Source organism: Streptomyces sp. NPDC101776 (genome assembly GCF_044766845.1).
GTDB lineage: Bacteria > Actinomycetota > Actinomycetes > Streptomycetales > Streptomycetaceae > Streptomyces.
The window spans coordinates 863,404-883,259 of sequence record NZ_JBIWMV010000002.1; the positions used below are offsets into that span (position 1 = coordinate 863,404).

Annotated in this window: 16 protein-coding genes; 7 read left to right on the top strand and 9 right to left on the bottom strand. The window is 69.9% G+C overall.

Going from position 1 to position 19,856, the window contains the following annotated elements:
• A complete protein-coding gene (locus ACIRRY_RS09605) occupies positions 1-675 on the bottom strand; it encodes a DUF3105 domain-containing protein (protein WP_403969884.1) in 675 nt (224 codons plus the stop codon).
• A gap of 342 nt (positions 676-1,017) precedes the next feature.
• Between ACIRRY_RS09605 and glnA the strand changes: the two genes are divergently transcribed.
• Positions 1,018-2,379 carry a type I glutamate--ammonia ligase gene (gene glnA, locus ACIRRY_RS09610; RefSeq protein WP_019064820.1) on the top strand — a complete coding sequence of 454 codons (1,362 nt, stop codon included), beginning with the start codon at positions 1,018-1,020 and terminating at the stop codon, positions 2,377-2,379.
• An 8-nt stretch (positions 2,380-2,387) separates the two neighbouring features.
• Here glnA and ACIRRY_RS09615 read toward each other — a convergent pair whose 3' ends face one another.
• The 5 genes from ACIRRY_RS09615 to ACIRRY_RS09635 all read right to left on the bottom strand — a co-directional run bounded on the left by ACIRRY_RS09615 (position 2,388) and on the right by ACIRRY_RS09635 (position 6,902).
• Positions 2,388-3,407: a TolB family protein gene (locus tag ACIRRY_RS09615; RefSeq protein WP_403969887.1), complete on the bottom strand. Its 1,020-nt coding sequence runs from the start codon at positions 3,405-3,407 to the stop codon at positions 2,388-2,390.
• Entirely contained in the window at positions 3,404-4,876 is a 1,473-nt protein-coding gene (locus tag ACIRRY_RS09620; protein WP_403969890.1) for an MFS transporter, read from the bottom strand. Before ACIRRY_RS09620 ends, ACIRRY_RS09615 begins: the two co-directional genes overlap by 4 nt.
• Position 4,877: 1 nt before the next feature.
• Positions 4,878-5,768 (bottom strand): alkaline phosphatase family protein, encoded by an 891-nt coding sequence (locus ACIRRY_RS09625; RefSeq protein ID WP_403969893.1) that lies wholly within the window; start codon positions 5,766-5,768, stop codon positions 4,878-4,880.
• A 117-nt stretch (positions 5,769-5,885) separates the two neighbouring features.
• Positions 5,886-6,326, bottom strand: coding sequence for a VOC family protein (locus tag ACIRRY_RS09630; RefSeq protein ID WP_403969896.1), 441 nt, complete (start codon positions 6,324-6,326; stop codon positions 5,886-5,888).
• A gap of 63 nt (positions 6,327-6,389) precedes the next feature.
• Positions 6,390-6,902, bottom strand: coding sequence for a pyridoxamine 5'-phosphate oxidase family protein (locus ACIRRY_RS09635; protein ID WP_403969899.1), 513 nt, complete (start codon positions 6,900-6,902; stop codon positions 6,390-6,392).
• Positions 6,903-7,101: 199 nt separating this feature from the next.
• Here ACIRRY_RS09635 and ACIRRY_RS09640 point away from each other — a divergent pair, with 199 nt between their 5' ends.
• A complete protein-coding gene (locus tag ACIRRY_RS09640; RefSeq protein WP_403969902.1) occupies positions 7,102-10,137 on the top strand; it encodes a bifunctional [glutamine synthetase] adenylyltransferase/[glutamine synthetase]-adenylyl-L-tyrosine phosphorylase in 3,036 nt (1,011 codons plus the stop codon).
• Here ACIRRY_RS09640 and ACIRRY_RS09645 read toward each other — a convergent pair.
• Positions 10,125-11,090 (bottom strand): DMT family transporter, encoded by a 966-nt coding sequence (locus tag ACIRRY_RS09645; RefSeq protein ID WP_403969905.1) that lies wholly within the window; start codon positions 11,088-11,090, stop codon positions 10,125-10,127. The genes ACIRRY_RS09640 and ACIRRY_RS09645 overlap by 13 nt on opposite strands.
• Positions 11,091-11,162: 72 nt before the next feature.
• Between ACIRRY_RS09645 and ACIRRY_RS09650 the strand changes: the two genes are divergently transcribed.
• Positions 11,163-12,053: a LysR family transcriptional regulator gene (locus ACIRRY_RS09650; protein ID WP_403969908.1), complete on the top strand. Its 891-nt coding sequence runs from the start codon at positions 11,163-11,165 to the stop codon at positions 12,051-12,053.
• A gap of 4 nt (positions 12,054-12,057) precedes the next feature.
• Here the strand turns inward: ACIRRY_RS09650 and ACIRRY_RS09655 are convergent, their stop codons facing one another.
• Together ACIRRY_RS09655 and ACIRRY_RS09660 are read right to left on the bottom strand one after the other, a co-directional pair.
• Positions 12,058-12,918, bottom strand: coding sequence for a phosphatase PAP2 family protein (locus tag ACIRRY_RS09655; RefSeq protein ID WP_403969911.1), 861 nt, complete (start codon positions 12,916-12,918; stop codon positions 12,058-12,060).
• 173 nt (positions 12,919-13,091) lie between these two features.
• Complete coding sequence (locus tag ACIRRY_RS09660) at positions 13,092-14,126, bottom strand: LacI family DNA-binding transcriptional regulator (RefSeq protein ID WP_403969914.1); 1,035 nt, start codon at positions 14,124-14,126, stop codon at positions 13,092-13,094.
• Between the two features lie 362 nt (positions 14,127-14,488).
• On the opposite strand from ACIRRY_RS09660, the gene ACIRRY_RS09665 reads away from it, so the two are divergent.
• The 4 genes from ACIRRY_RS09665 (at position 14,489) to ACIRRY_RS09680 (ending at position 19,720) form a co-directional block, all read left to right on the top strand.
• Positions 14,489-15,763 carry an extracellular solute-binding protein gene (locus tag ACIRRY_RS09665; RefSeq protein WP_403969917.1) on the top strand — a complete coding sequence of 425 codons (1,275 nt, stop codon included), beginning with the start codon at positions 14,489-14,491 and terminating at the stop codon, positions 15,761-15,763.
• Between the two features lie 154 nt (positions 15,764-15,917).
• The gene (locus ACIRRY_RS09670; protein ID WP_403969920.1) at positions 15,918-16,922 is read left to right on the top strand and encodes a carbohydrate ABC transporter permease; all 1,005 of its coding nucleotides are present in this window, start codon (positions 15,918-15,920) and stop codon (positions 16,920-16,922) included.
• 13 nt (positions 16,923-16,935) lie between these two features.
• A complete protein-coding gene (locus ACIRRY_RS09675; RefSeq protein WP_403969923.1) occupies positions 16,936-17,808 on the top strand; it encodes a sugar ABC transporter permease in 873 nt (290 codons plus the stop codon).
• A 175-nt stretch (positions 17,809-17,983) separates the two neighbouring features.
• On the top strand, positions 17,984-19,720 hold the full coding sequence (locus tag ACIRRY_RS09680; RefSeq protein WP_403969926.1) for a glycoside hydrolase family 13 protein: 1,737 nt from the start codon (positions 17,984-17,986) through the stop codon (positions 19,718-19,720).
• Positions 19,721-19,856 lie beyond the last annotated feature (136 nt).

A 19,856-nucleotide genomic window follows, 5' to 3' on the forward strand; every position in this document is an offset into this window, starting at 1 on the left:
TCACATCGTCCCGCCGGTGCACGAGGCACCCGGCTCGGGCGTCTGGCTGCCCTGCACGAACTTCTCGAAGAACGCGTTCACATCCGGGTCGCTCGCGCTCTTCACCGTCCGCTGGTGCCCCCACGCCGACAGCATGATCGGGTCCTTCTGGCTGTCGTACGGACTCATCAGCGAGTACGGCGTCGCCTTCACCTTGGTCGCGAGCGCCTTGACGTCGGCCGCCGAGGCCTTCTTGTTGTACGTCACCCAGACCGCGCCGTGCTCCAGCGCGTGCACCGCGTTCTCGTCCTTGACGGCCTTGTCGTAGACGTTGCCGTTGCAGTTCAGCCAGACCGGGTTGTGGTTGCCGCCCACCGGCGGGTGCATCGGGTAGTTCACCGTGCCGGTGACGTGGGTGCGGCCCAGCGTCCCCTTCCACGTGTTCACACCGTCCGCGCCCGCGACGAAGTGGCCCGAACCGCCGCTCTTGGAGTCGCTCGCGGAGCTGCCCTTGTCGTCCTTGCCGGACTGCGCGTGCACGACGGCGACACCGCCGACGACGAGACCGGCGACGACCACCGCGCTCGCCGCGATCTTCACGATCCGGCCGCGGCGCTCGCGGGACTGCTCGGCGCGCCGCATCTCCTCGATGCGTGCCTTGCGCGCCGCGGAACCGGTGTTCTTGGCGGAACCCATGAGGTATGTGTCCTTTTGGGGGAAGGGACAGGAAGGTCGGGCCCTGCTGATCGTAGTGGGGAGGAACGGGTTCTCGTAGGGCGCCCACAGCAAAGACGGGGGACCGCCGGATTCACCCCCCGACCAGGTATGACGAATGTCGGTTCGAGCAGGCAAGATGGTCAGAAGCCGGGCAACAGCGCAGGACACCTGCCGTACGCGAGGCGTTCAGCCCGAGGTCGGCCTGCCGATCATGGTCGGCAACGCGCACGAAATGGTGTTGTGGTGGGATGCTCAGGTGCCCGACCGCCTCCTGCGGTACGAGGACAGGCGGCCTGACCAGCAAGGATGGGGAAGCGGAAGATGGACAAGCAGCAGGAGTTCGTGCTCCGGACACTGGAGGAGCGCGACATCCGGTTCGTACGGCTGTGGTTCACGGACGTGCTGGGCTTCCTCAAGTCCGTCGCCGTGGCCCCCGCCGAGCTGGAACAGGCCTTCGACGAGGGCATCGGCTTCGACGGCTCCGCGATCGAGGGCTTCGCCCGGGTCTACGAGTCCGACATGATCGCCAAGCCGGACCCCTCCACCTTCCAGGTCCTGCCGTGGCGCGCGGAGGCCCCCGGCACGGCCCGGATGTTCTGCGACATCCTCATGCCGGACGGCTCCCCGTCCTTCGCGGACCCGCGCTACGTGCTGAAGCGAGCCCTCGCCAAGACCTCCGACCTGGGCTTCACCTTCTACACCCACCCGGAGATCGAGTTCTTCCTCCTGAAGGACCGCCCCCTCGACGGCTCCCGCCCGACCCCCGCCGACAACTCCGGCTACTTCGACCACACCCCGCAGAACGTGGGCATGGACTTCCGCCGCCAGGCGATCACCATGCTGGAGTCGATGGGCATCTCGGTCGAGTTCTCCCACCACGAGGGCGCCCCCGGCCAGCAGGAGATCGACCTCCGCTACGCCGACGCGCTCTCCACGGCGGACAACATCATGACCTTCCGCCTGGTCATGAAGCAGGTCGCGCTGGAGCAGGGCGTACAGGCGACGTTCATGCCGAAGCCGTTCTCGGAGCACCCCGGTTCCGGCATGCACACCCACCTCTCGCTCTTCGAGGGCGACCGGAACGCGTTCTACGAGTCCGGCTCGGAGTACCAGCTCTCCAAGGTCGGCCGCTCCTTCATCGCGGGCCTGCTGAAGCACGCGGGGGAGATCTCCGCGATCACCAACCAGTGGGTCAACTCCTACAAGCGCATCTGGGGCGGCTCCGAGCGCACCGCGGGCGCCGGCGGCGAGGCCCCCTCGTACATCTGCTGGGGCCACAACAACCGCAGCGCCCTGGTCCGCGTCCCGATGTACAAGCCCGGCAAGACGGGCTCGGCACGGGTCGAGGTCCGCTCCCTGGACTCGGGCGCGAACCCGTATCTGGCCTACGCCCTCCTCCTCGCCTCGGGCCTGAAGGGCATCGAAGAGGGCTACGAACTCCCCCCGGGCGCCGAGGACGACGTCTGGGCCCTCTCCGACGCGGAGCGCCGCGCGATGGGCATCGAGCCGCTGCCCCAGAACCTGGGCGAGGCGCTGACCCTGATGGAACGCAGCGACCTGGTCGCCGAGACGCTGGGCGAGCACGTCTTCGACTTCTTCCTGCGCAACAAGCGGCAGGAGTGGGAGGAGTACCGCTCCGAGGTGACGGCGTTCGAGCTGCGGAAGAACTTGCCGGTGCTGTAGCGCTCCGCCTAGTTGACGTACGCGGGAGACACGGCCGCGGTGCTGATGCGCCGCGGCTTTCCCGTGCCGTCCGCGGGGACGCTGTACAGATCCGCCCCGTAGTCCCCGGGCATGGCGTAGACGATCGTGTGGTCGTCGCGCCAGACCGCCTGGTCGTCCACGCTGCGGGGCTCTGCCAGTGAAGTCTCGCGCATCGTGCGGAGGTTGAGCACGTACAGATGCCACGGGGCGTCCTTAGGGAGGCCCTTCACGCGCTTCTTGTACGCGATTCTCGTGCCGTCGGGGGACAGCGACGGGCACTCGACGTTGGCGTGCACGGTGGTGACCGTGCGGGTGCGCAGGTCGCCCCGCACCAGATATGTGCTGCCCTTCGTCGCCAGCGTCGCGTAGAACGTGCGGTCGTCCGCCGCGAAGGTCACGCCCCAGAAGTTGACGTCGGCCGCGTGGTAGACGTGTCCGTCCTTGAGGACGCGGAACGACTCCAGGGACGGGATCAGCCGGCCCGTCCTGGCGTCGACGATCGCCGCTCGGGTGGAGAAGTTCGTGCCCGCGTACGAGTCGCCGCCGACGAACGCCGTCCAGGCCGCGAAGTGACCCGTGGGGGAGACCCGGGCGCGGGAGGGGATGCCGGGGACGTCGTAGCGCGCCGTCTCCTTGAGGTGGGCGTCGAGGATCAGCGCGCGGTACGTGTCCGTGACCGTGCCGTGCACCGCCTGGAGACAGACGCCGGTGCCCGAACCGGCGTAGAAGCGCAGGCACTTGAGGCCCGAGGCGATGCGGGGGCCGGCGGGGTTCGACGCCGGGACCGTCGTGAGTTCGTCGCGGTGTGGGCCCCATGCCATGTTGCGGAACACCATGCGGCCGGGGTCGGTCAGGGTGATCCGTCCCGCCGTGATCTTCGGGCCACCGGGCCGGGCCTCGTTGCGCCGCTCGGCCCGCGCGGACGCGTGCAGGACGGAGGCCGTGGCCACTACGGCGAGTGCGGCCACGGCGGCGAGGAGGACCAGGATGCGGTTGCGCAGGGTCATGAGACGGGCTCCGGAACGGGTCGGCCTGGGCGGAGTGTCAGGGCGAACGCCGCGCAGCCCGCCAGCGCCACCGCCGACGCCATCAGCGCCGTACGGTCGCCCCACAGCGTCCACGCCGCGCCGAAGCCCAGCGAGCACACGAACCGCGCCGCCGCCTGGCCCGTCTGCACCAACGCCAGCCCGGACGACCGCAGTTGCTCCGGCACGCTGTCCGAGGCCGCCGCCATCAGCACGCCGTCGGTCGCCGCGTAGAAGGCGCCGTGCAGGAGGAGGACGGCATAGGGGAGGGCCGTGCCGTGCCAGGAGGTGAGGAGGAGGGCGTACGCCGTGAGGAGGGTTGCGTGGCCGCCGAGGAACACCTGCCAGCGGCCGACGCGGTCGGCGAGCCGGCCCAAGGGGACGGCCAGCAGCAGGAACGCCGCAGCCGTGCCCAGCGGCAGCAGCGCAAACCAGCGGTCAGGGACGCCGAGTCGCCGTTGCAGCAGGAGATACACGAAGGAGTCGCTGACCGTCGCCAGGCCCAGGAGCAGGGCGCAGACGGCGATACGGCGCAGGTCGCGGCGGGCGAGGAGCGCGAACGCCGCGCCCAGGGTGGGGCGTTCGCCCGGGGTCGGGCCGCTCGTGGTCACCGGCGCCGATGCCTGGTCGCCTGGCACGACCCGGCTTCCCGGCACCCCCGGGTTTCCCGGCGCCACCCGGCCACCCGGCGCCACCCGGCCACCCGGCGCCACCCGGCCACCCGGCGCCACCTGGCCACCCGGCGCCCCTCGGCCACCCGGCGCCACCCGGCCGCCCGGCACGAACAGCACCAGCACCAGGACCCCGACCACCGCCACGCAGAAACTCACCGTGAACACCGCGTCGTACCCGTCCACCGTCGCCCGGAGGATCAGGAACGCGACCAGCGGACCGAGCAGCGCGCCCGCCGTGTCCATCGCGCGGTGTACCCCGAAGGCCCGACCCCGGTTCTCCGGGGTGGAGGAGAGGGAGATCAGCGCGTCGCGCGGTGCCGTGCGCAGGCCCTTGCCCGTGCGGTCGGCGGCGAGGATCAGACCGATGGGGGTGAGGGTGTGGGCCAGGAGGAGCAGAGGCTTGCAGGCCGCCGAGACGGCGTAGCCCACGCCCGCCACCCATTTGTGGCGACCGCCGCCCCGGTCGGCGAGGTGGCCGCCGGTCAGGCGGACGAGGGCCGAGAAGCCGTTGTAGATGCCGTCCAGGAGACCGAAGCCCAGCGGGGAGAGGCCGAGCCCCGTCACCAGGTACAGCGGGAGGACCGCGGTCACCATCTCGGACGACACATCGGTGATCAGGCTGACCGCGCCGAGGGCGAAGACCGTGGGGGCGACGGCGGCGGACACCCGCGCCGGAGTACCCGCGGTACCCGCACCCCTGGCACTCGGGTCGGCCGCAATACCCGTAGTACTCCCGGCACTTGGGTCGGCGTTGGCGCGGCTGTCCGCCACGTACATCTCAGGACGCCCAGATGCCGGTGATGTCGGCGGCCGACGCCGCGTTGCCCGCGTGGGTGGTCAGGCCCTGGGAGTCCTCCAGGGTCCGCAGCAGGTTGTAGTGGTTGTACGTGGTCGAGGACGTCGAACCGGCCTTCACCGGCTGGCCGTAGAAGACCGTCGGGATGCGGTTGCCGCTGAGCAGGTTGTCCTCGTCGAAGGTGACGACGAGCAGGCTGTTGTGCGTTTTGGCCCAAGTGGCGTACGCGCCGAGGTTGTTCTTCAGCCAGGTGTCACCCGTCGCCACCGAGCAGTCGTGCATGTCGCTGCACAGGTTGGGGGTGACGAAGGAGAGGTCGGGGAGGGTCGTGTAGTCCGTCGGGAACTGCGCGAAGGTCTTCGCCGTGGACGTCGCGACGTTGGAGAAACCGAACCACGGGTTGTGCTTGCGCGCGTAGGTGCCGCTGCTGCACGTCGTCGAACCCTGGCTCGGCAGCGTCTCGTTGTAGCTCGCCCAACTGCCGCCCGCCGACGTCACCTCGGAGGCGAGGTTCGCTGCCGAGGAGAAGCCGGCCGTGTAGCAGCTGTCGCCGGTGATGCCCTGGGTGGAGCCGGAGAACAGGGCGAAGTAGTTCGGCTGGCTCGGGTGGGTGATCCCGTACGACTGGGTGAGGGCGGCCCCGCCGCTCGCCAGCGAGTTGATGTAGGGGGCGCTGGAGGAGCCGATGACCTGGCTGTACGCGTGGTTCTCCATCACCACCACGACGACGTGGTCCGGGGTCGGCACCACGGTCGCGGCGTGCGCGGCCGAGACGGTGCCGAAGCCGGTCCAGACCCCGACGGCGGCTGCCGAGAAGGCGAGCGCGGACGCCGCGACGGCGCGGCTGCGGCGGTACACGGAGCTGCCGGACACTTCTACCTCCGGGTGGGGGGTGGGGGGAGGACGGGGGTGACGGTGCGAACCGAGCATGCACACGCCAAAATGCCCGCATCCCACCGCTCCCAACCCGGCGGATGAAGAAGTGGTGAACTACTGCTGCGGTCCCGCCAGTTGAGCCAGCACCTGATGCAGCGGCTCGGTGGCCCGCTTCCGGTACTCCTGGATCGCCCAGCCGTTGCCGTCCGGGTCCTTGAAGTACATGAACGTCGCCCCGTCCTGCGGCGCGAACTGCACCGGCTCGCTCACCTCGAGCCCGCGCGCGGTCAGCTCGTCGTAGGCCGCCTTCGCGTCCGTCACGCACAACTGCATGCCGTGGTACGTCCCCGGCTGCGGGGTTCCGGTCGGGATCTGCAAGCCGTCGACCAGCGCGATCGAACAGCCCGAACCCGGCGGCGTGAGCTGCACGATCCGCACGCCCTCCATCACCTCACCGTCGAGATCGACGTGGAAACCGACCTTGTCCTGGTAGAACGCCTTGGCCCGGTCCACATCGGAGACGGGAAGAAGGATCACTTCGAGGGTCATGTCCATGGCTTGACTCCTTTGTCAGGCAGGTCTGTCAGGCACGTCTGTCGGGCACGTCTGTCAGGCGCGTCACCCGAACCGCCACCGCGTCTGGCTGAACGGCTCTCCCTTACCGAAGCCGAAAACCGTGCGCGGCGCCACAGCGAACACAAAGGCGTGCCCGGAACCGTGCTGAAAGGCCCCGTCCCGCACGTCGAAGTGCCAGACACTGCCGTACTTCGCCTCCCACGCGGCGGCCAGCTCCCGCAGCCGGTCCTCGTCCACGACCCGCACCGCCGCACCCTCGACGACCAGGTCGTACCCCTCGTCCCAGGTGTTCGTGCCGGTCGTCAGGACGACGTGCGGGTTGTCGGCGAGGTTGCGGGCCTTGCGCTCCTCGGGCCCGGTGCAGAAATGCAGCGCGCCGTCCGCCCACACCGCCGGCAGGGGCGTCACATGCGGCCGCCCGTCCGGCCGTACCGTCGAGATCCAGAACAACTCGGCCGCCGTGAGCCGCGCCTCGGCCGCGGCCCAGTCGGTCGCGGTGGCCGCCGGGTCGCTGTAGCGGGGGTCGAGACGGGTCTGCGGTTCCCTGTCGGTCATCGGCTTCTCCCTGAGTCGTCGGTCGTCCCCTACTGGAGACCCCGTACCCCGCCGGAACTCATCGCCGTACGCCCCGGCGCCCCCGCCCGCACCTGCGGTTAGGCTCGGGACGGTACGACCTAGATCGGAACGACGTAGATCCGAACGACTGGATCCGAATGACTGGATCCGCACGACGTTGATGCGAGGGAGGCCGAGGATGACGGCGCCGGGGCGCAGGAGCAGCACCTTCACGCGACTGCTGCGGCACGGCTTCACCGATCCCTCGGCCGCCGAGCGGCTCCTGGAGAGCGCGGAGCTGGCGCCGATAAGGAACGACCCGGTCCTGCTGGAGGCCCTCGGCGCAACCGCCGACCCCGACCTCGCCCTTCAGGGTCTCGTACGACTCCTGGAGGCGCAGCCCGAGCCGACCGCCCGGCGCGAGCTGACGGACACGCTGATCGCGGCGAAACCCCTACGGGACCGGCTGCTCGGCGTGCTCGGTGCCTCCGCCGCCCTGGGGGACCACCTCGCGCGGCACCCGCACGACTGGCACGCCCTCGTCATGTACGAGCCCCGCGACCTCCACCCCGGGGTGGAGGAGTTCGAGCGCGGGCTGGCGGAGGCCACCGACCCCGTCGCTCTCCGCGTCGCCTACCGCCGCTGTCTGCTGTCCATCGCGGCCCGTGACGTGTGCGGCACCACCGACCTGGCGCAGACCGCCGCCGAACTCGCCGACCTCGCCACCGCCACCCTGCGCGCCGCCCTCGCCATCGCGAGCGCCGCCGCGCCCGACGACGCCGCGCTGTGCCGGCTCGCGGTGATCGCGATGGGCAAGTGCGGCGGCCACGAGCTGAACTACATCTCCGACGTCGACGTCATCTACGTCGGCGAGGCCGTCGACGGAGCCGACGAGGGCAAGGCCCTGCGCGCCGCCACCAAGCTCGCCGCGCACATGATGCGGATCTGCTCCGAGACCACCGTCGAGGGCTCCATCTGGCCCGTCGACGCCAACCTCCGCCCCGAGGGCCGCAACGGCCCCCTGGTCCGCACCCTCGCCAGCCACCTCGCCTACTACCAACGCTGGGCGAAGACATGGGAGTTCCAGGCCCTGCTCAAGGCCCGCCCGGTGGCCGGCGACCTCGCGCTCGGCGCGGAGTACGTCGCCGCCCTCGAACCCCTCGTGTGGAAGGCCGCCGAGCGCGAGAACTTCGTCACCGACGTGCAGAAGATGCGCCGCCGGGTCGTCGAGAACATCCCCGCCGCCGAGATCGACCGCGAACTCAAGCTCGCCCCCGGCGGTCTGCGGGACGTCGAATTCGCCGTCCAGCTCCTCCAGTTGGTGCACGGCCGCGCCGACACCTCGCTGCGCAGCGGCACCACGCTCGTCGCCCTTGAGGCCCTCGCCGCCGGCGGCTACGTCGGCCGCGAGGACGCCGCCCGCCTCGACGACGCCTACCGCTTCCTGCGCACGATGGAACACCGCATCCAGCTCTACCGCCTGCGCCGCACCCACCTGGTCCCCGTCGAGGAGGCCGACCAGCGCCGCCTCGGCCGCTCGATGGGCCTGCGCACCGACCCCGTGGCCGAGTTGAACCGCGAGTGGAAGCGGCACGCGACCGTCGTACGCCGTCTGCACGAGAAGCTCTTCTACCGTCCACTGCTCGACGCGGTCGCCCAACTCTCCCCCACCCTCGAATTCACTCGGGCGGGGGGACCCCCATCCGGCGAGACCAGGTTGAGCCCCCAGGCGGCCCGCGAACGCCTGGTCGCGCTCGGCTACAACGACCCGGCGGCGGCCCTCCGCCACATCGAGGCCCTCGCCTCCGGCGTCACCCGCAAGGCCGCCATCCAACGCACCCTGCTGCCCGTCCTGTTGGGCTGGTTCGCGGACTCCGCCGACCCGGACGCGGGCCTCCTCAACTTCCGCAAGGTGTCCGACGCGCTCGGCAAGACCCCCTGGTACCTACGGCTGTTGAGGGACGAGGGCGCCGCCGCCGAGAACCTCGCCCGTGTCCTGTCCGCCGGCCGCCTCGCCCCCGACCTCCTCATGCGCGCCCCCGAAGCGGTCGCCCTGCTCGGCGACGGCGACGGCGGCAGCGGCCTCGAACCCCGCGAACGCGCCCACCTGGACCAGGAGATACTGGCCGCGGTCGGCCGCGCCGACGACGCCGTCCAGGCCGTCACCTTCGCCCGCGGCGTCCGCCGCCGAGAGCTCTTCCGTACGGCCGCCTTCGACATCGTCGGCTCCTACGGCACCGAGACCCAGCCCGCCGCGGCCGACCAGGGAGCCCTCGTCGACCGGGTCGGCGGCGCCGTCTCCGACCTCACGGCGGCGACCCTCGCCGGCACGCTGCGCGCGGTGGTCCGCGCGGGCTGGGGCGACACCCTCCCCACCCGCTTCGCCGTCATCGGCATGGGCCGCTTCGGCGGCCACGAACTGGGCTACGGCTCCGACGCGGACGTCCTGTTCGTGCACGAACCCCGCGAGGGCGTACCCGAGCGCGAGGCCTCCGACGCGGCCAACCGGGTCGTCTCCGAGATGCGCAGGCTGCTCCAGGTCGCCAGCTCGGACCCGCCCCTGCTGATCGACGCGGACCTGCGTCCCGAGGGCAAGTCGGGCCCGCTCGTACGGTCGTTGAACTCCTACGAGGCGTACTACCGCCGGTGGTCCCTCGTCTGGGAGTCCCAGGCGCTGCTGCGGGCCGAACCCGTCGCCGGGGACGCGGAGTTGGGCCGTCGGTTCATCGAGCTGATCGATCCGCTGCGGTATCCGGCCGAGGGGCTCGGGGATGATGCCGTACGGGAGATTCGGCGGCTCAAGGCCCGTATGGAGTCCGAGCGCTTGCCCCGTGGGGCGGATCCGACCTTGCACACCAAGTTGGGGCGTGGGGGGCTCTCCGACGTCGAGTGGACCGTGCAGTTGATGCAGCTGAGGCACGGCTGGACGGAGCCGGGGTTGCGGACCACCCGTACGCGGGAGGGGCTTGCGGCGACCTGTGCTGCCGAGCTGATCTCTGTCGAGGACGCGGCGACGCTGGACGAGGCGTGGGTGCTGGCCACTCGGGTCCGTAACGCGGTGATGCTGGTGCGGGGGCGGGCGGGGGACACGTTTCCCTCTGAGCCGCGGGAACTGGCGGCCGTGGGGCGGTACTTGGGGTACGGGCCGGGGCATGTGGGGGACATGCTCGACGACTATCGGCGGACTACTCGGCGGGCTCGGGGTGTGGTGGACGTGTTGTTCTACGGGGCCTGAGTGGGTTGCTTTTCGGCTGACGGCCGGTGGGGGCTGGGCGTGCCCGCGCGGCGGAGCCGCAAATGTGACGGCCCCGCGCCCCTAAAAGACTCCGCTGAGCGGCGCCTTGTAAGGGCGACGCTCACCAGGACTACCGCCATGCCTGCCATCACCCGCAGCCCCACCCTCTCGTCCAGTAGCACCGCGCCCAGCGACACCGAGACAACGGGTAGCAGATATCCGACCGTTGCCGCGCTTGTCGCGCCCTCGTCCTTGATCAGGCGGTAGTTGAGGTAGAAGGTCACGCCCGTGCCGAGGATGCCCAGGGCGGTGACCGCCAGCAGGGCCGTGAGGTCGGGGTGGACCGGGCCGGAGGCCGGTAGGGCGAGGGTGGTCCAGGCTGTGGCTGCCATCAGTTGGGCTGCCGAGACGGCCAACGGGGCCTGCCCGGTGGTGAGTTTGCGGGCCATGTACGCGAAGGCCACGGCATAGCTCGCGGCGGCGCCCAGGAGGGCCAGGGCGCCCCAACTGAGCAGGCCCGAGCGGTGCCAGGGGGCGAAGATCAGGACCGTGCCCGCGAAGCCCAGGAGGAGTCCGGTCAGGCGGGCTCGGCCGAGGCCGCGGTCGGTGCCGAGCGCGATGCCGATCAGCAGGGACCACAAGGGAGTTGTGGCGTTCAGGACGCCCGCGACGCCGGAGTCGACGGTCTGCTCGCCCACGCTGAACAGGGCGAACGGGATGGCGTTGCAGAACAGGGCGGCCACCGCGAGTCGGCCCCAGGTCGCAGGGTCGCGCGGCAGGCGCTGGCCGGCCGCGCGGGCCAGGGCCAGCAGCACCAGCGTGCCCAGGGCGCAGCGGGTGATCGTGATCTGCGCGGGGGAGAGGCCGTGGTTCAGGGCGAGTTTGATCCAGAGGAAGCCCGAACCCCACAGAAGGGCGAGCACGGCCATGCGGAGTGTCGAGGCGGGCTGCATGGGTCCACGGTCGGACAGCCGGACCTTTCAGGACAAGCGAAAGATTCTACAGTCACTGTTAATCTCAGCTACATGCTTGATGTGCGACGCATGCAGGTCCTGCGGGCCGTGGTGGGCAGCGGGTCGGTGACCGCGGCGGCGGCCCGGCTCGGGTACACCCCGTCCGCCGTCAGCCAGCAGGTCGGGGCGCTGGAGAAGGAGGCCGGCACCGCGCTCCTGGAGCGGGTCGGGCGCGGGGTGCGGCCCACGGCGGCCGGGCTGCTGCTCACCGGGTACGCGGACGCGATCGCGGGGCAGGTCGCCGAGGCGGAGACGGCGCTGGCGGACCTGGTGGCCGGCCGCACGGGACGGCTCGCGGTCCGCTACTTCGCCACGGCCGGTGCTGCCCTGGTCGCCCCGGCCGTGGCCCGGCTCCGCGCCGAACACCCCGGAGTCCAGATCGACTTGAAGCTGATCGACCCCGAGGATCCACTGCCCGAGGTGAAGGAGGGGCGGGCGGATGTCGCGCTGGTGGTCGGGGCAGCCGGGGGCATCGAGGGCGTACGGCTGGTGAAGCTGCTCGACGATCCGTATCTCGCCGTACTGCCCAAGGGGCACCCGCTGGCCGCGCGGCGGAGTGTGAAGCTGGGGGAGCTGGCGGGGGAGTCGTGGGTCGGCAGTGAGTGGCCGGGACCTTGCCTCGACGCCCAGCTCGGCGCGTGCGAGGCGGCGGGGTTCCGGCCGAGGTTCGCGGTCCAGAGCGAGGACTACGTGACGGCTCAGGGGTTCGTCGCGGCCGGCCTCGGGGTGACCCTGATTCCCCGGCTGGGGCTCGGCAGCCGTCACCCGGACGTGGTCGTACGGGTCGTACGGGATCCGGAGCCGGTGCGGACCATCCACGTGGCCGTCCGCGAGACGGCACCGCCCCAGCCGGCCCTGCGGGCGTTCCTGCGGGCGCTGCGGGACGCGGCGACCGCCGACTAGCCCCTCAGGCCTTGGTGGGGAGCAGGGACCCGCCCGCTTCCCGTACCGCCACCGCACGCGGCAGGGCGTACGGGAACGCGCCGTACCAGAGGCGGGAGACCGCGAAGCCGAAGGTCAGGCAGAGCATGCCGCCGACCGCGTCGAGCCAGAAGTGGTTGGCCGTGGAGACGATGACCATGAGGGTCACCGCCGGGTAGAGGAGGCCCAGGATCCGGACCCAGGGGAGTTTCGCCAGGGCGAAGATCGTCAGGCCGCACCACAGGGACCAGCCGATGTGCATGGACGGCATCGCGGCGTACTGGTTCGACACGTGCTTCAGGTCGCCCGACGCCATCGAACCCCAGGTCTGGTGGACCATGACCGTGTCGACGAAGTGGCCGCCGGTCATCAGGCGCGGCGGGGCCAGCGGGAAGAAGTAGTAGCCGACCAGGGCCACGGCCGTCGTCGCGAAGAGGACCGTGCGCGTCGCCGCGTATCTGCCCGGATGACTGCGGAACAGCCACACCAGGACACCCAGCGTCACCACGAAGTGCAGTGTCGCGTAGTAGTAGTTCATGCCGACGATCAGCCAAGTCACCGAGTTCACGGCGTGGTTGACCGACTGCTCGACGGCGATGCCGAGATGGTTCTCGACGCGCCAGATCCAGTCGGCGTTGCGCAGTGCCGCGCTCTTCTGCTCCGGCACCGCGTTGCGGATCTGTGAGTACGTCCAGTAACTCACCGCGATCAGCAGGATCTCGAACCACAGCCGGGGCCGACGCGGAGTCCGCAACCGGCGCAGAAAACGCTGCCCCGCGGCGTCCGCGACGGGGCTCGGAACGGCTTCTTCACGGCCTTCCAATGTCGTCACGGTGGTCTCACCCATAGACACAAAGTCTGCCAGAAAAGGCTTCCGCGACCGATCATCCCTTGGTCGGGTCCGGCTCGCATGTTCTACGACGAGAAGAGTCCCCGTCCTCCTACCAGCGCACGGGATCCGTCCGCGTTTCCTCCCCCTTGGGGACGATTCGGGGATGAGTCAGGGCGAGCCGGGGTACGTCAGGGCCGCTTCCGGTCCCCGGGCGCCGAAGCCGTCGAACCGCGCACCACCAGCTCCGGCATGAACACGAACTCGCTGTGCGGCGCGGGCGTCCCGCCGATCTCCTCCAGCAACGTCCGCACCGCGGCCTGTCCCATCGCCGGCACCGGCTTGCGGATCGTCGTGAGGGGCGGGTCGGTGAAGGCGATCAGGGGGGAGTCGTCGAAGCCGACCACCGAGACGTCCCGGGGGACCTCCAGACCCCGCTGCCGGGCCGCCCGTATCGCGCCGAGCGCCATCATGTCGCTCGCGCACACCACCGCGGTGCACTCGCGCTCGATCAACGCGGCGGCGGCGGCCTGCCCGCCCTCCAGCGTGTACAGCGAGTGCTGGACGAGCCGGGTCTCCACATCGTCGGCGCTCAGGGCCAGTTGGTCCTGCATCGCGCGGACGAAGCCCTCGATCTTGCGTTGTACGGGGACGAAGCGCTTCGGCCCCAGCGCCAGACCGATGCGGGTGTGGCCGAGCGAGACGAGGTGGGTGACGGCCAGGGTCATCGCCGCGCGGTCGTCGGGGGAGATGAACGGCGCCTGCACCTTCGGCGAGAAGCCGTCCACGAGTACGAACGGCACGCCCTGCGCCCGGAGTTGCTCGTAGCGCTGCATGTCGGCGGAGGTGTCCGCGTGCAGTCCGGAGACGAAGATGATGCCGGCCACCCCGCGGTCGACCAGCATCTCGGTCAGCTCGTCCTCCGTGGACCCGCCCGGGGTCTGGGTGGCGAGCACCGGGGTGTACCCCTGCCGGGTCAGCGCCTGGCCGATGACCTGCGCCAGGGCGGGGAATATCGGGTTCTCCAACTCCGGTGTTATCAGGCCCACCAGGCCCTCGCTGCGCTGCCGCAGCCGTACCGGACGTTCGTAGCCGAGCACGTCGAGCGCGGCGAGGACGGACTGACGGGTGGTGGCGGCGACGCCCGGCTTGCCGTTGAGGACGCGGCTGACGGTCGCTTCGCTCACCCCCGCCTGGGCGGCGATGTCGGCAAGCCGTGTGGTCACGGGAGTGGACTGTACCGGCCGTCGGCGCGCTGCGGGTTGCTGCGTCATCGCGATCCCTTGTGGTCTGGCCGGCTTCAGGTCGGCGTACGGCATGCGGCAAGAGCTTGCAGAGTCTTGCACAAGTGTCCCCTTGCCCGCTCGGCCTGACCAGTCAAGGGTTTCGCGGGGGTCGAGGAGAGGTCACGGGCGGGTAACTCTCGGTCCTTCTTGCAGTTTTTTGCAGCAAGGACTTTCGCAACGCTTACATCGCTGTTACGTTCGGCGACGCCCGGCGGCGGCGAAGGAGCGGTCGGCGGGTCACAGGGGCGGCGGACGGGCCCGCCCCCTGCGACCACACGGGCTTTCACCCTCAAGGAGAACTCATGCGGCGTGGCATAGCGGCCACCGCTCTGGTGGCGTCCCTCGCCCTCGCGGCGACGGCCTGCGGCGGCAGTGACAGTGACAGCGGCAAGTCGGACGGGCCGGTCACCATCACCTGGTGGGACACCTCCAACGCCACCAATGAGGCGCCCACGTACAAGGCCCTGGTCGCCAAGTTCGAGGCGGCCAACAAGGACGTCAAGGTCAAGTACGTCAACGTGCCCTTCGACCAGGCGCAGAACAAGTTCGACACCGCCGCCGGCTCCAAGGGCGCCCCGGACGTGCTGCGTTCGGAGGTCGGCTGGACCCCCGCCTTCGCGAAGAAGGGCTACTTCCTGCCGCTCGACGGCACCGAAGCCCTCGCGGACCAGGCCAAGTTCAAGTCGAACCTGATCACGCAGGCCCAGTACGACGGCAAGACGTACGGCGTGCCGCTGGTCACCGACACCCTCGCCCTCGTCTACAACAAGGCGCTCTTCGCGCAGGCCGGGATCACCCAGGCGCCCACCACCTGGGACGAGTTGAAGACCGACGCGGCGAAGATCAAGGCCAAGTCCAAGGTCGACGGCTACTGGGGTTCCACCCAGGCCTACTACGCGCAGACCTTCCTCTACGGCGAGGGCACCGACACCGTCGACGCCTCCGCCAAGAAGATCACCGTGGACTCCACCGCCGCCAAGAAGGCCTACGGCACCTGGCTGAGCCTCTTCTCCGGCACCGGCCTGCACAAGGCCGACACCACCGCCGACGCCTACGCCCACATCCAGGACGCGTTCGTCACCGGCAAGGTCGCCGCGATCATCCAGGGCCCCTGGGAGATCACGAACTTCTACAAGGGCTCGGCCTTCACGGACAAGTCCAACCTCGGCATCGCGCAGATCCCGGCCGGCTCCACCGGCAAGTCCGGTGCCCCGACCGGCGGTCACAACCTCTCGGTCTACGCCGGCTCGGACGCCGCGCACCAGAAGGCGTCCCTGAAGTTCCTCAACTTCATGACCTCCGCGGCCTCCCAGTCGACGATCGCGCTGAAGAACTCGACGCTGCCGACCCGCGACGACGCCTACACCACCGCCGTCAAGGCCGACCCGGGCATCGCCGGCTACCAGGGCGTCCTCGGTGCCGCCCAGCCGCGCCCGGCGCTCGCCGAGTACAGCTCGCTGTGGGGTCCGCTGGACACCGAGCTGCCCAAGGTCGCCGGTGGCAAGGAGTCCCTCGACAAGGGCCTGAGCAACGCCGAGTTGGCGATCGCCAAGCTGGTCCCGGACTTCAGCAAGTAGCCCCGAGTGGCCGTCGGATCCTCCCCCACTCTCGGCTTCGCTCGAGCGGGGGGACCCCCATGTGGGAACCCGGGGGACGGATCCGACGGCCATCGGCCTGTGCACAGGCCCGACAGGACCAACTCCTGAACTTCCAGAAGGTGTCGAACGAACCATGACAGTCGCCATCGACCGCGCGACCGGCAAGCGCCACGGTGACCGCGCACCCCGCCCCGGGCCCGGCAGGCGCCTCAAGAACGGCTACCAGAAGCACTGGTACGCGTACGCGATGATCATCCCCGTGGTCGTCGTGCTCGGCGTCCTCGTGCTCTACCCCCTGGTGTACGGGCTGTACTTGACGCTCACCGACGCCAACAGCCTCAACACCGCGCGCACGATCGGCGTCAACCACATCGACGCCACCTACAAGTTCATCGGGCTCGACAACTACCAGGACATCCTGTTCGGCCCGACGTCCTACGACCGCTTCTGGTCGCACTTCATCTGGACGATCGTGTGGACCGCGGTCTGCGTCGCCCTGCACTACACGATCGGCCTGGCGCTCGCCCTGCTGCTCAACCAGAAGCTGCGCGGTCGCACGCTGTACCGGCTGATCCTGATCCTGCCGTGGGCCGTCCCCACCTTCGTCACCGTCTTCGGCTGGCGGTTCATGCTCGCCGACGGCGGCATCATCAACACCGCGCTGCACACCCTGCACCTGCCCCAACCCGACTGGCTGGAGAGCACGTTCTGGCAGCGGACCGCCGCGATCATGGTCAACACCTGGTGCGGTGTGCCGTTCATGATGGTCTCGATGCTCGGCGGACTGCAGTCCATCGACGCCTCGCTCTACGAGGCCGCCGAGATGGACGGCGCGAGCCCCTGGCAGCGCTTCCGCTACGTGACCGTCCCGGGCCTGAGGTCGGTCAGCTCCACCGTCGTGCTCCTCGGCGTCATCTGGACCTTCAACCAGTTCGCCGTGATCTTCCTGCTGTTCGGCAACACGGCCCCCGACGCCTCGATCCTCGTCACCTGGTCGTACTACCTCGGCTTCGGCCAACAGCCGCGCGAATTCGCCCAGTCGGCCGCCTACGGCATCCTGCTGCTGGCCATCCTGATCGTCTTCACCTCCTTCTACCGCCGCTGGCTGAACCGCAATGACCAACAGCTCGCGATCTGAGACAGGAGCCCCCATGAGCAGCACGACCGACACCACGCCCCGACGGACGCGCCGCCGGGGTGAGTTGAGCCGCTCCGGCGCCCTCGCCTCGCACGGCTTCCTGATCGTCGCGAGCCTGATCGCGCTCTTCCCGATCGCCTGGCTGGTCTTCCTCTCGCTGGGCCCGGACTCGGACGACTATCTCCACCCGGCCGGCATCTGGCGGAAGATGACGTTCGACAACTACTCGTTCGTGCTCCAACACACCGGGTTCTTCGACTGGTTGAAGAGTTCGCTGATCGTCTCGTTCGGCACCACGGTCATCGGCGTGACGATCGCGGCCAGCACCGGCTACGCCGTCTCGCGCATGCGCTTCCCCGGCTACCGGAAGTTCATGTGGGTGCTGCTGGTCACCCAGATGTTCCCGATAGCGGTACTCATCGTGCCGATGTACCAGATTCTGGCCGACCTCCAGCTCATCGACAGCTACCTTGGTCTCATCCTCGTCTACTGCTCGACCGCGGTGCCCTACTGCGCATGGCTGCTGAAGGGCTACTTCGACACGATCCCGTTCGAGATCGACGAGGCGGGACGCGTCGACGGGCTGAACCCCTTCGGCACGTTCCTGCGACTGATCCTGCCGCTCGCCAAGCCGGGCCTGGCGGTCGCCGCGTTCTACAGCTTCCTCACGGCTTTCGGCGAGGTCGCGTTCGCGTCCACGTTCATGCTGTCCGACACGAAGTACACGTTCGCGGTCGGCCTCCAGACCTTCGTCAGCGAACACGACGCACAACGCAACCTGATGGCCGCGACGGCGGTGTTGATCGCGATACCGGTGGCAGCGTTCTTCTACCTGGTACAGAAGAACCTGGTGACCGGCCTGACGGCAGGCGGAACCAAGGGCTAGAAACGCCGGTTCGAACAGCGCCCCCGCAAGGGGCGCGGGGAACGGCGCGACCAGCCCCCACCCAGCCGCACCCACAACTCGAGGCGGCCGTGACGTCCATCCGACCCCGCTGACCTCACGGCCGCCTCGTCACCGACTCCCCCTGACCAGAACCAAGTTACGCACCAAGGACGCCATGACCCAGCAAGACTCGGCCATCGCCCCCACACCGCAGAACCCCACCCAGGCCAAGCGCAACGACTGGTGGCGGCACGCCGTCATCTACCAGGTCTATCCACGTAGCTTCGCCGACAGCAACGCCGACGGCATGGGCGACCTGGAAGGCGTACGCGCCAGGCTCCCGTACCTGCGCGACCTCGGCATCGACGCCGTCTGGCTCAGCCCGTTCTACGCCTCCCCGCAGGCGGACGCCGGCTACGACGTCGCCGACTACCGGGCCGTGGACCCCATGTTCGGCAACCTGCTCGACGCCGACGCGCTGATCCGCGACGCCCACGGACTCGGCCTGCGCATCATCGTCGACCTGGTCCCCAACCACTCCTCGGACCAACACGAGTGGTTCAAGCGGGCGTTGCGGGAAGGCCCCGGCTCACCGCTGCGCGAGCGCTACCACTTCCGCCCCGGCAAGGGCGAGCACGGCGAACTCCCGCCCAACGACTGGGAGTCCATCTTCGGCGGCCCGGCCTGGACGCGGATCACCGAACCGGACGGCTCGGCGGGGGAGTGGTACCTGCACCTCTTCGCGCCCGAGCAGCCCGACTTCAACTGGGAACACCCGGCCGTGGGCGACGAGTTCCGCTCGATCCTGCGCTTCTGGCTCGACATCGGGGTCGACGGTTTCCGCATCGACGTGGCCCACGGCCTGGTGAAGGCGGCGGGCCTGCCCGACCTCGGCTCGCACGACCAGCTCAAGCTGCTGGGCAACGATGTCATGCCGTTCTTCGACCAGGACGGCGTGCACGACGTGTACCGCCAGTGGCGCACGGTCCTCGACGAGTACGCGGGCAATAAGTTGGGGCCCGAAGGGCCTTCCTCGGAAGGGTGGGGGCGGGAGACGGGCGGGCGCATCTTCGTGGCGGAGGCGTGGACCCCGACCGTCGAGCGCACCGCGAACTACGTCCGCCCGGACGAACTCCACCAGGCCTTCAACTTCCAGTACCTGGCGACGGATTGGGACGCGGCGGAACTCCGTACGGTCATCGACCGCACCCTGGAGGCCATGCGCCCGGTCGGCGCCCCCGCCACCTGGGTCCTCTCCAACCACGACGTCACCCGGCACGCCACCCGCTTCGCCAACGCACCGGGCCTCGGCACCCAGATCCGCCTGGCGGGCGACCGGGACCTGGGCCTGCGCCGGGCCCGCGCCGCGACCCTGCTGATGCTGGCGCTGCCCGGCTCGGCGTACATCTACCAGGGCGAGGAACTCGGCCTGCCCGACGTCGTGGACCTCCCCGACTCCGTCCGCCAGGACCCCGCCTACTTCCGGGGTGCGGGCCAGGACGGCTTCCGGGACGGGTGCCGGGTGCCGATCCCGTGGACGCGCGAGGGATCGTCGTACGGCTTCGGAAGCGGGGGCAGTTGGCTGCCGCAGCCGGAGGGCTGGGGCGAGTTGAGCATCGAGGCGCAGACCGGGGCGGCCGGCTCCACGCTGGAGCTGTACCGGGCCGCGCTGGCCGCCCGCCGCGCCCAACTCGACCTGGGAGCAGGCGACTCGGTGGAGTGGCTGCGGGCGCCCGAGGGCGTACTCGCCTTCCGGCGTGGGGAGTTCGTGTGCGTGGCCAACACGAGCGGGGAGTCGGTGACGACGAAGGCGTACGGCCGTCTGCTGCTCGCCAGCGGTGAGGTGACCGAGACGGCCGGCGAGGCGAAGCTGCCCGCCGACACGACGGTCTGGTGGACCACCACCCCGTAAGTCCTTGCAGCAACTTCACACGGCCCGCTGCCCTTTTGGGCGGCGGGCCTTTAACATCTGACCACCGCCTTCCAACTGGTTTCAGCAAGAACCTTCAATGAAGAAGGAACCCCCACATGGCCAGCAGCAGATCACT

Coding starts and splice junctions, on each gene's coding strand:
- ACIRRY_RS09675 (WP_403969923.1), top strand. CDS start 16,936: ATGAGCAGCACGACCGACACCACGCCCCGACGGACGCGCCGCCGGGGT.
- glnA (WP_019064820.1), top strand. CDS start 1,018: ATGGACAAGCAGCAGGAGTTCGTGCTCCGGACACTGGAGGAGCGCGAC.
- ACIRRY_RS09620 (WP_403969890.1), bottom strand. CDS start 4,876: ATGTACGTGGCGGACAGCCGCGCCAACGCCGACCCAAGTGCCGGGAGT.
- ACIRRY_RS09655 (WP_403969911.1), bottom strand. CDS start 12,918: ATGGGTGAGACCACCGTGACGACATTGGAAGGCCGTGAAGAAGCCGTT.
- ACIRRY_RS09680 (WP_403969926.1), top strand. CDS start 17,984: ATGACCCAGCAAGACTCGGCCATCGCCCCCACACCGCAGAACCCCACC.
- ACIRRY_RS09640 (WP_403969902.1), top strand. CDS start 7,102: ATGACGGCGCCGGGGCGCAGGAGCAGCACCTTCACGCGACTGCTGCGG.
- ACIRRY_RS09635 (WP_403969899.1), bottom strand. CDS start 6,902: ATGACCGACAGGGAACCGCAGACCCGTCTCGACCCCCGCTACAGCGAC.
- ACIRRY_RS09615 (WP_403969887.1), bottom strand. CDS start 3,407: ATGACCCTGCGCAACCGCATCCTGGTCCTCCTCGCCGCCGTGGCCGCA.
- ACIRRY_RS09605 (WP_403969884.1), bottom strand. CDS start 675: ATGGGTTCCGCCAAGAACACCGGTTCCGCGGCGCGCAAGGCACGCATC.
- ACIRRY_RS09630 (WP_403969896.1), bottom strand. CDS start 6,326: ATGGACATGACCCTCGAAGTGATCCTTCTTCCCGTCTCCGATGTGGAC.
- ACIRRY_RS09650 (WP_403969908.1), top strand. CDS start 11,163: ATGCTTGATGTGCGACGCATGCAGGTCCTGCGGGCCGTGGTGGGCAGC.
- ACIRRY_RS09670 (WP_403969920.1), top strand. CDS start 15,918: ATGACAGTCGCCATCGACCGCGCGACCGGCAAGCGCCACGGTGACCGC.
- ACIRRY_RS09645 (WP_403969905.1), bottom strand. CDS start 11,090: ATGCAGCCCGCCTCGACACTCCGCATGGCCGTGCTCGCCCTTCTGTGG.
- ACIRRY_RS09665 (WP_403969917.1), top strand. CDS start 14,489: ATGCGGCGTGGCATAGCGGCCACCGCTCTGGTGGCGTCCCTCGCCCTC.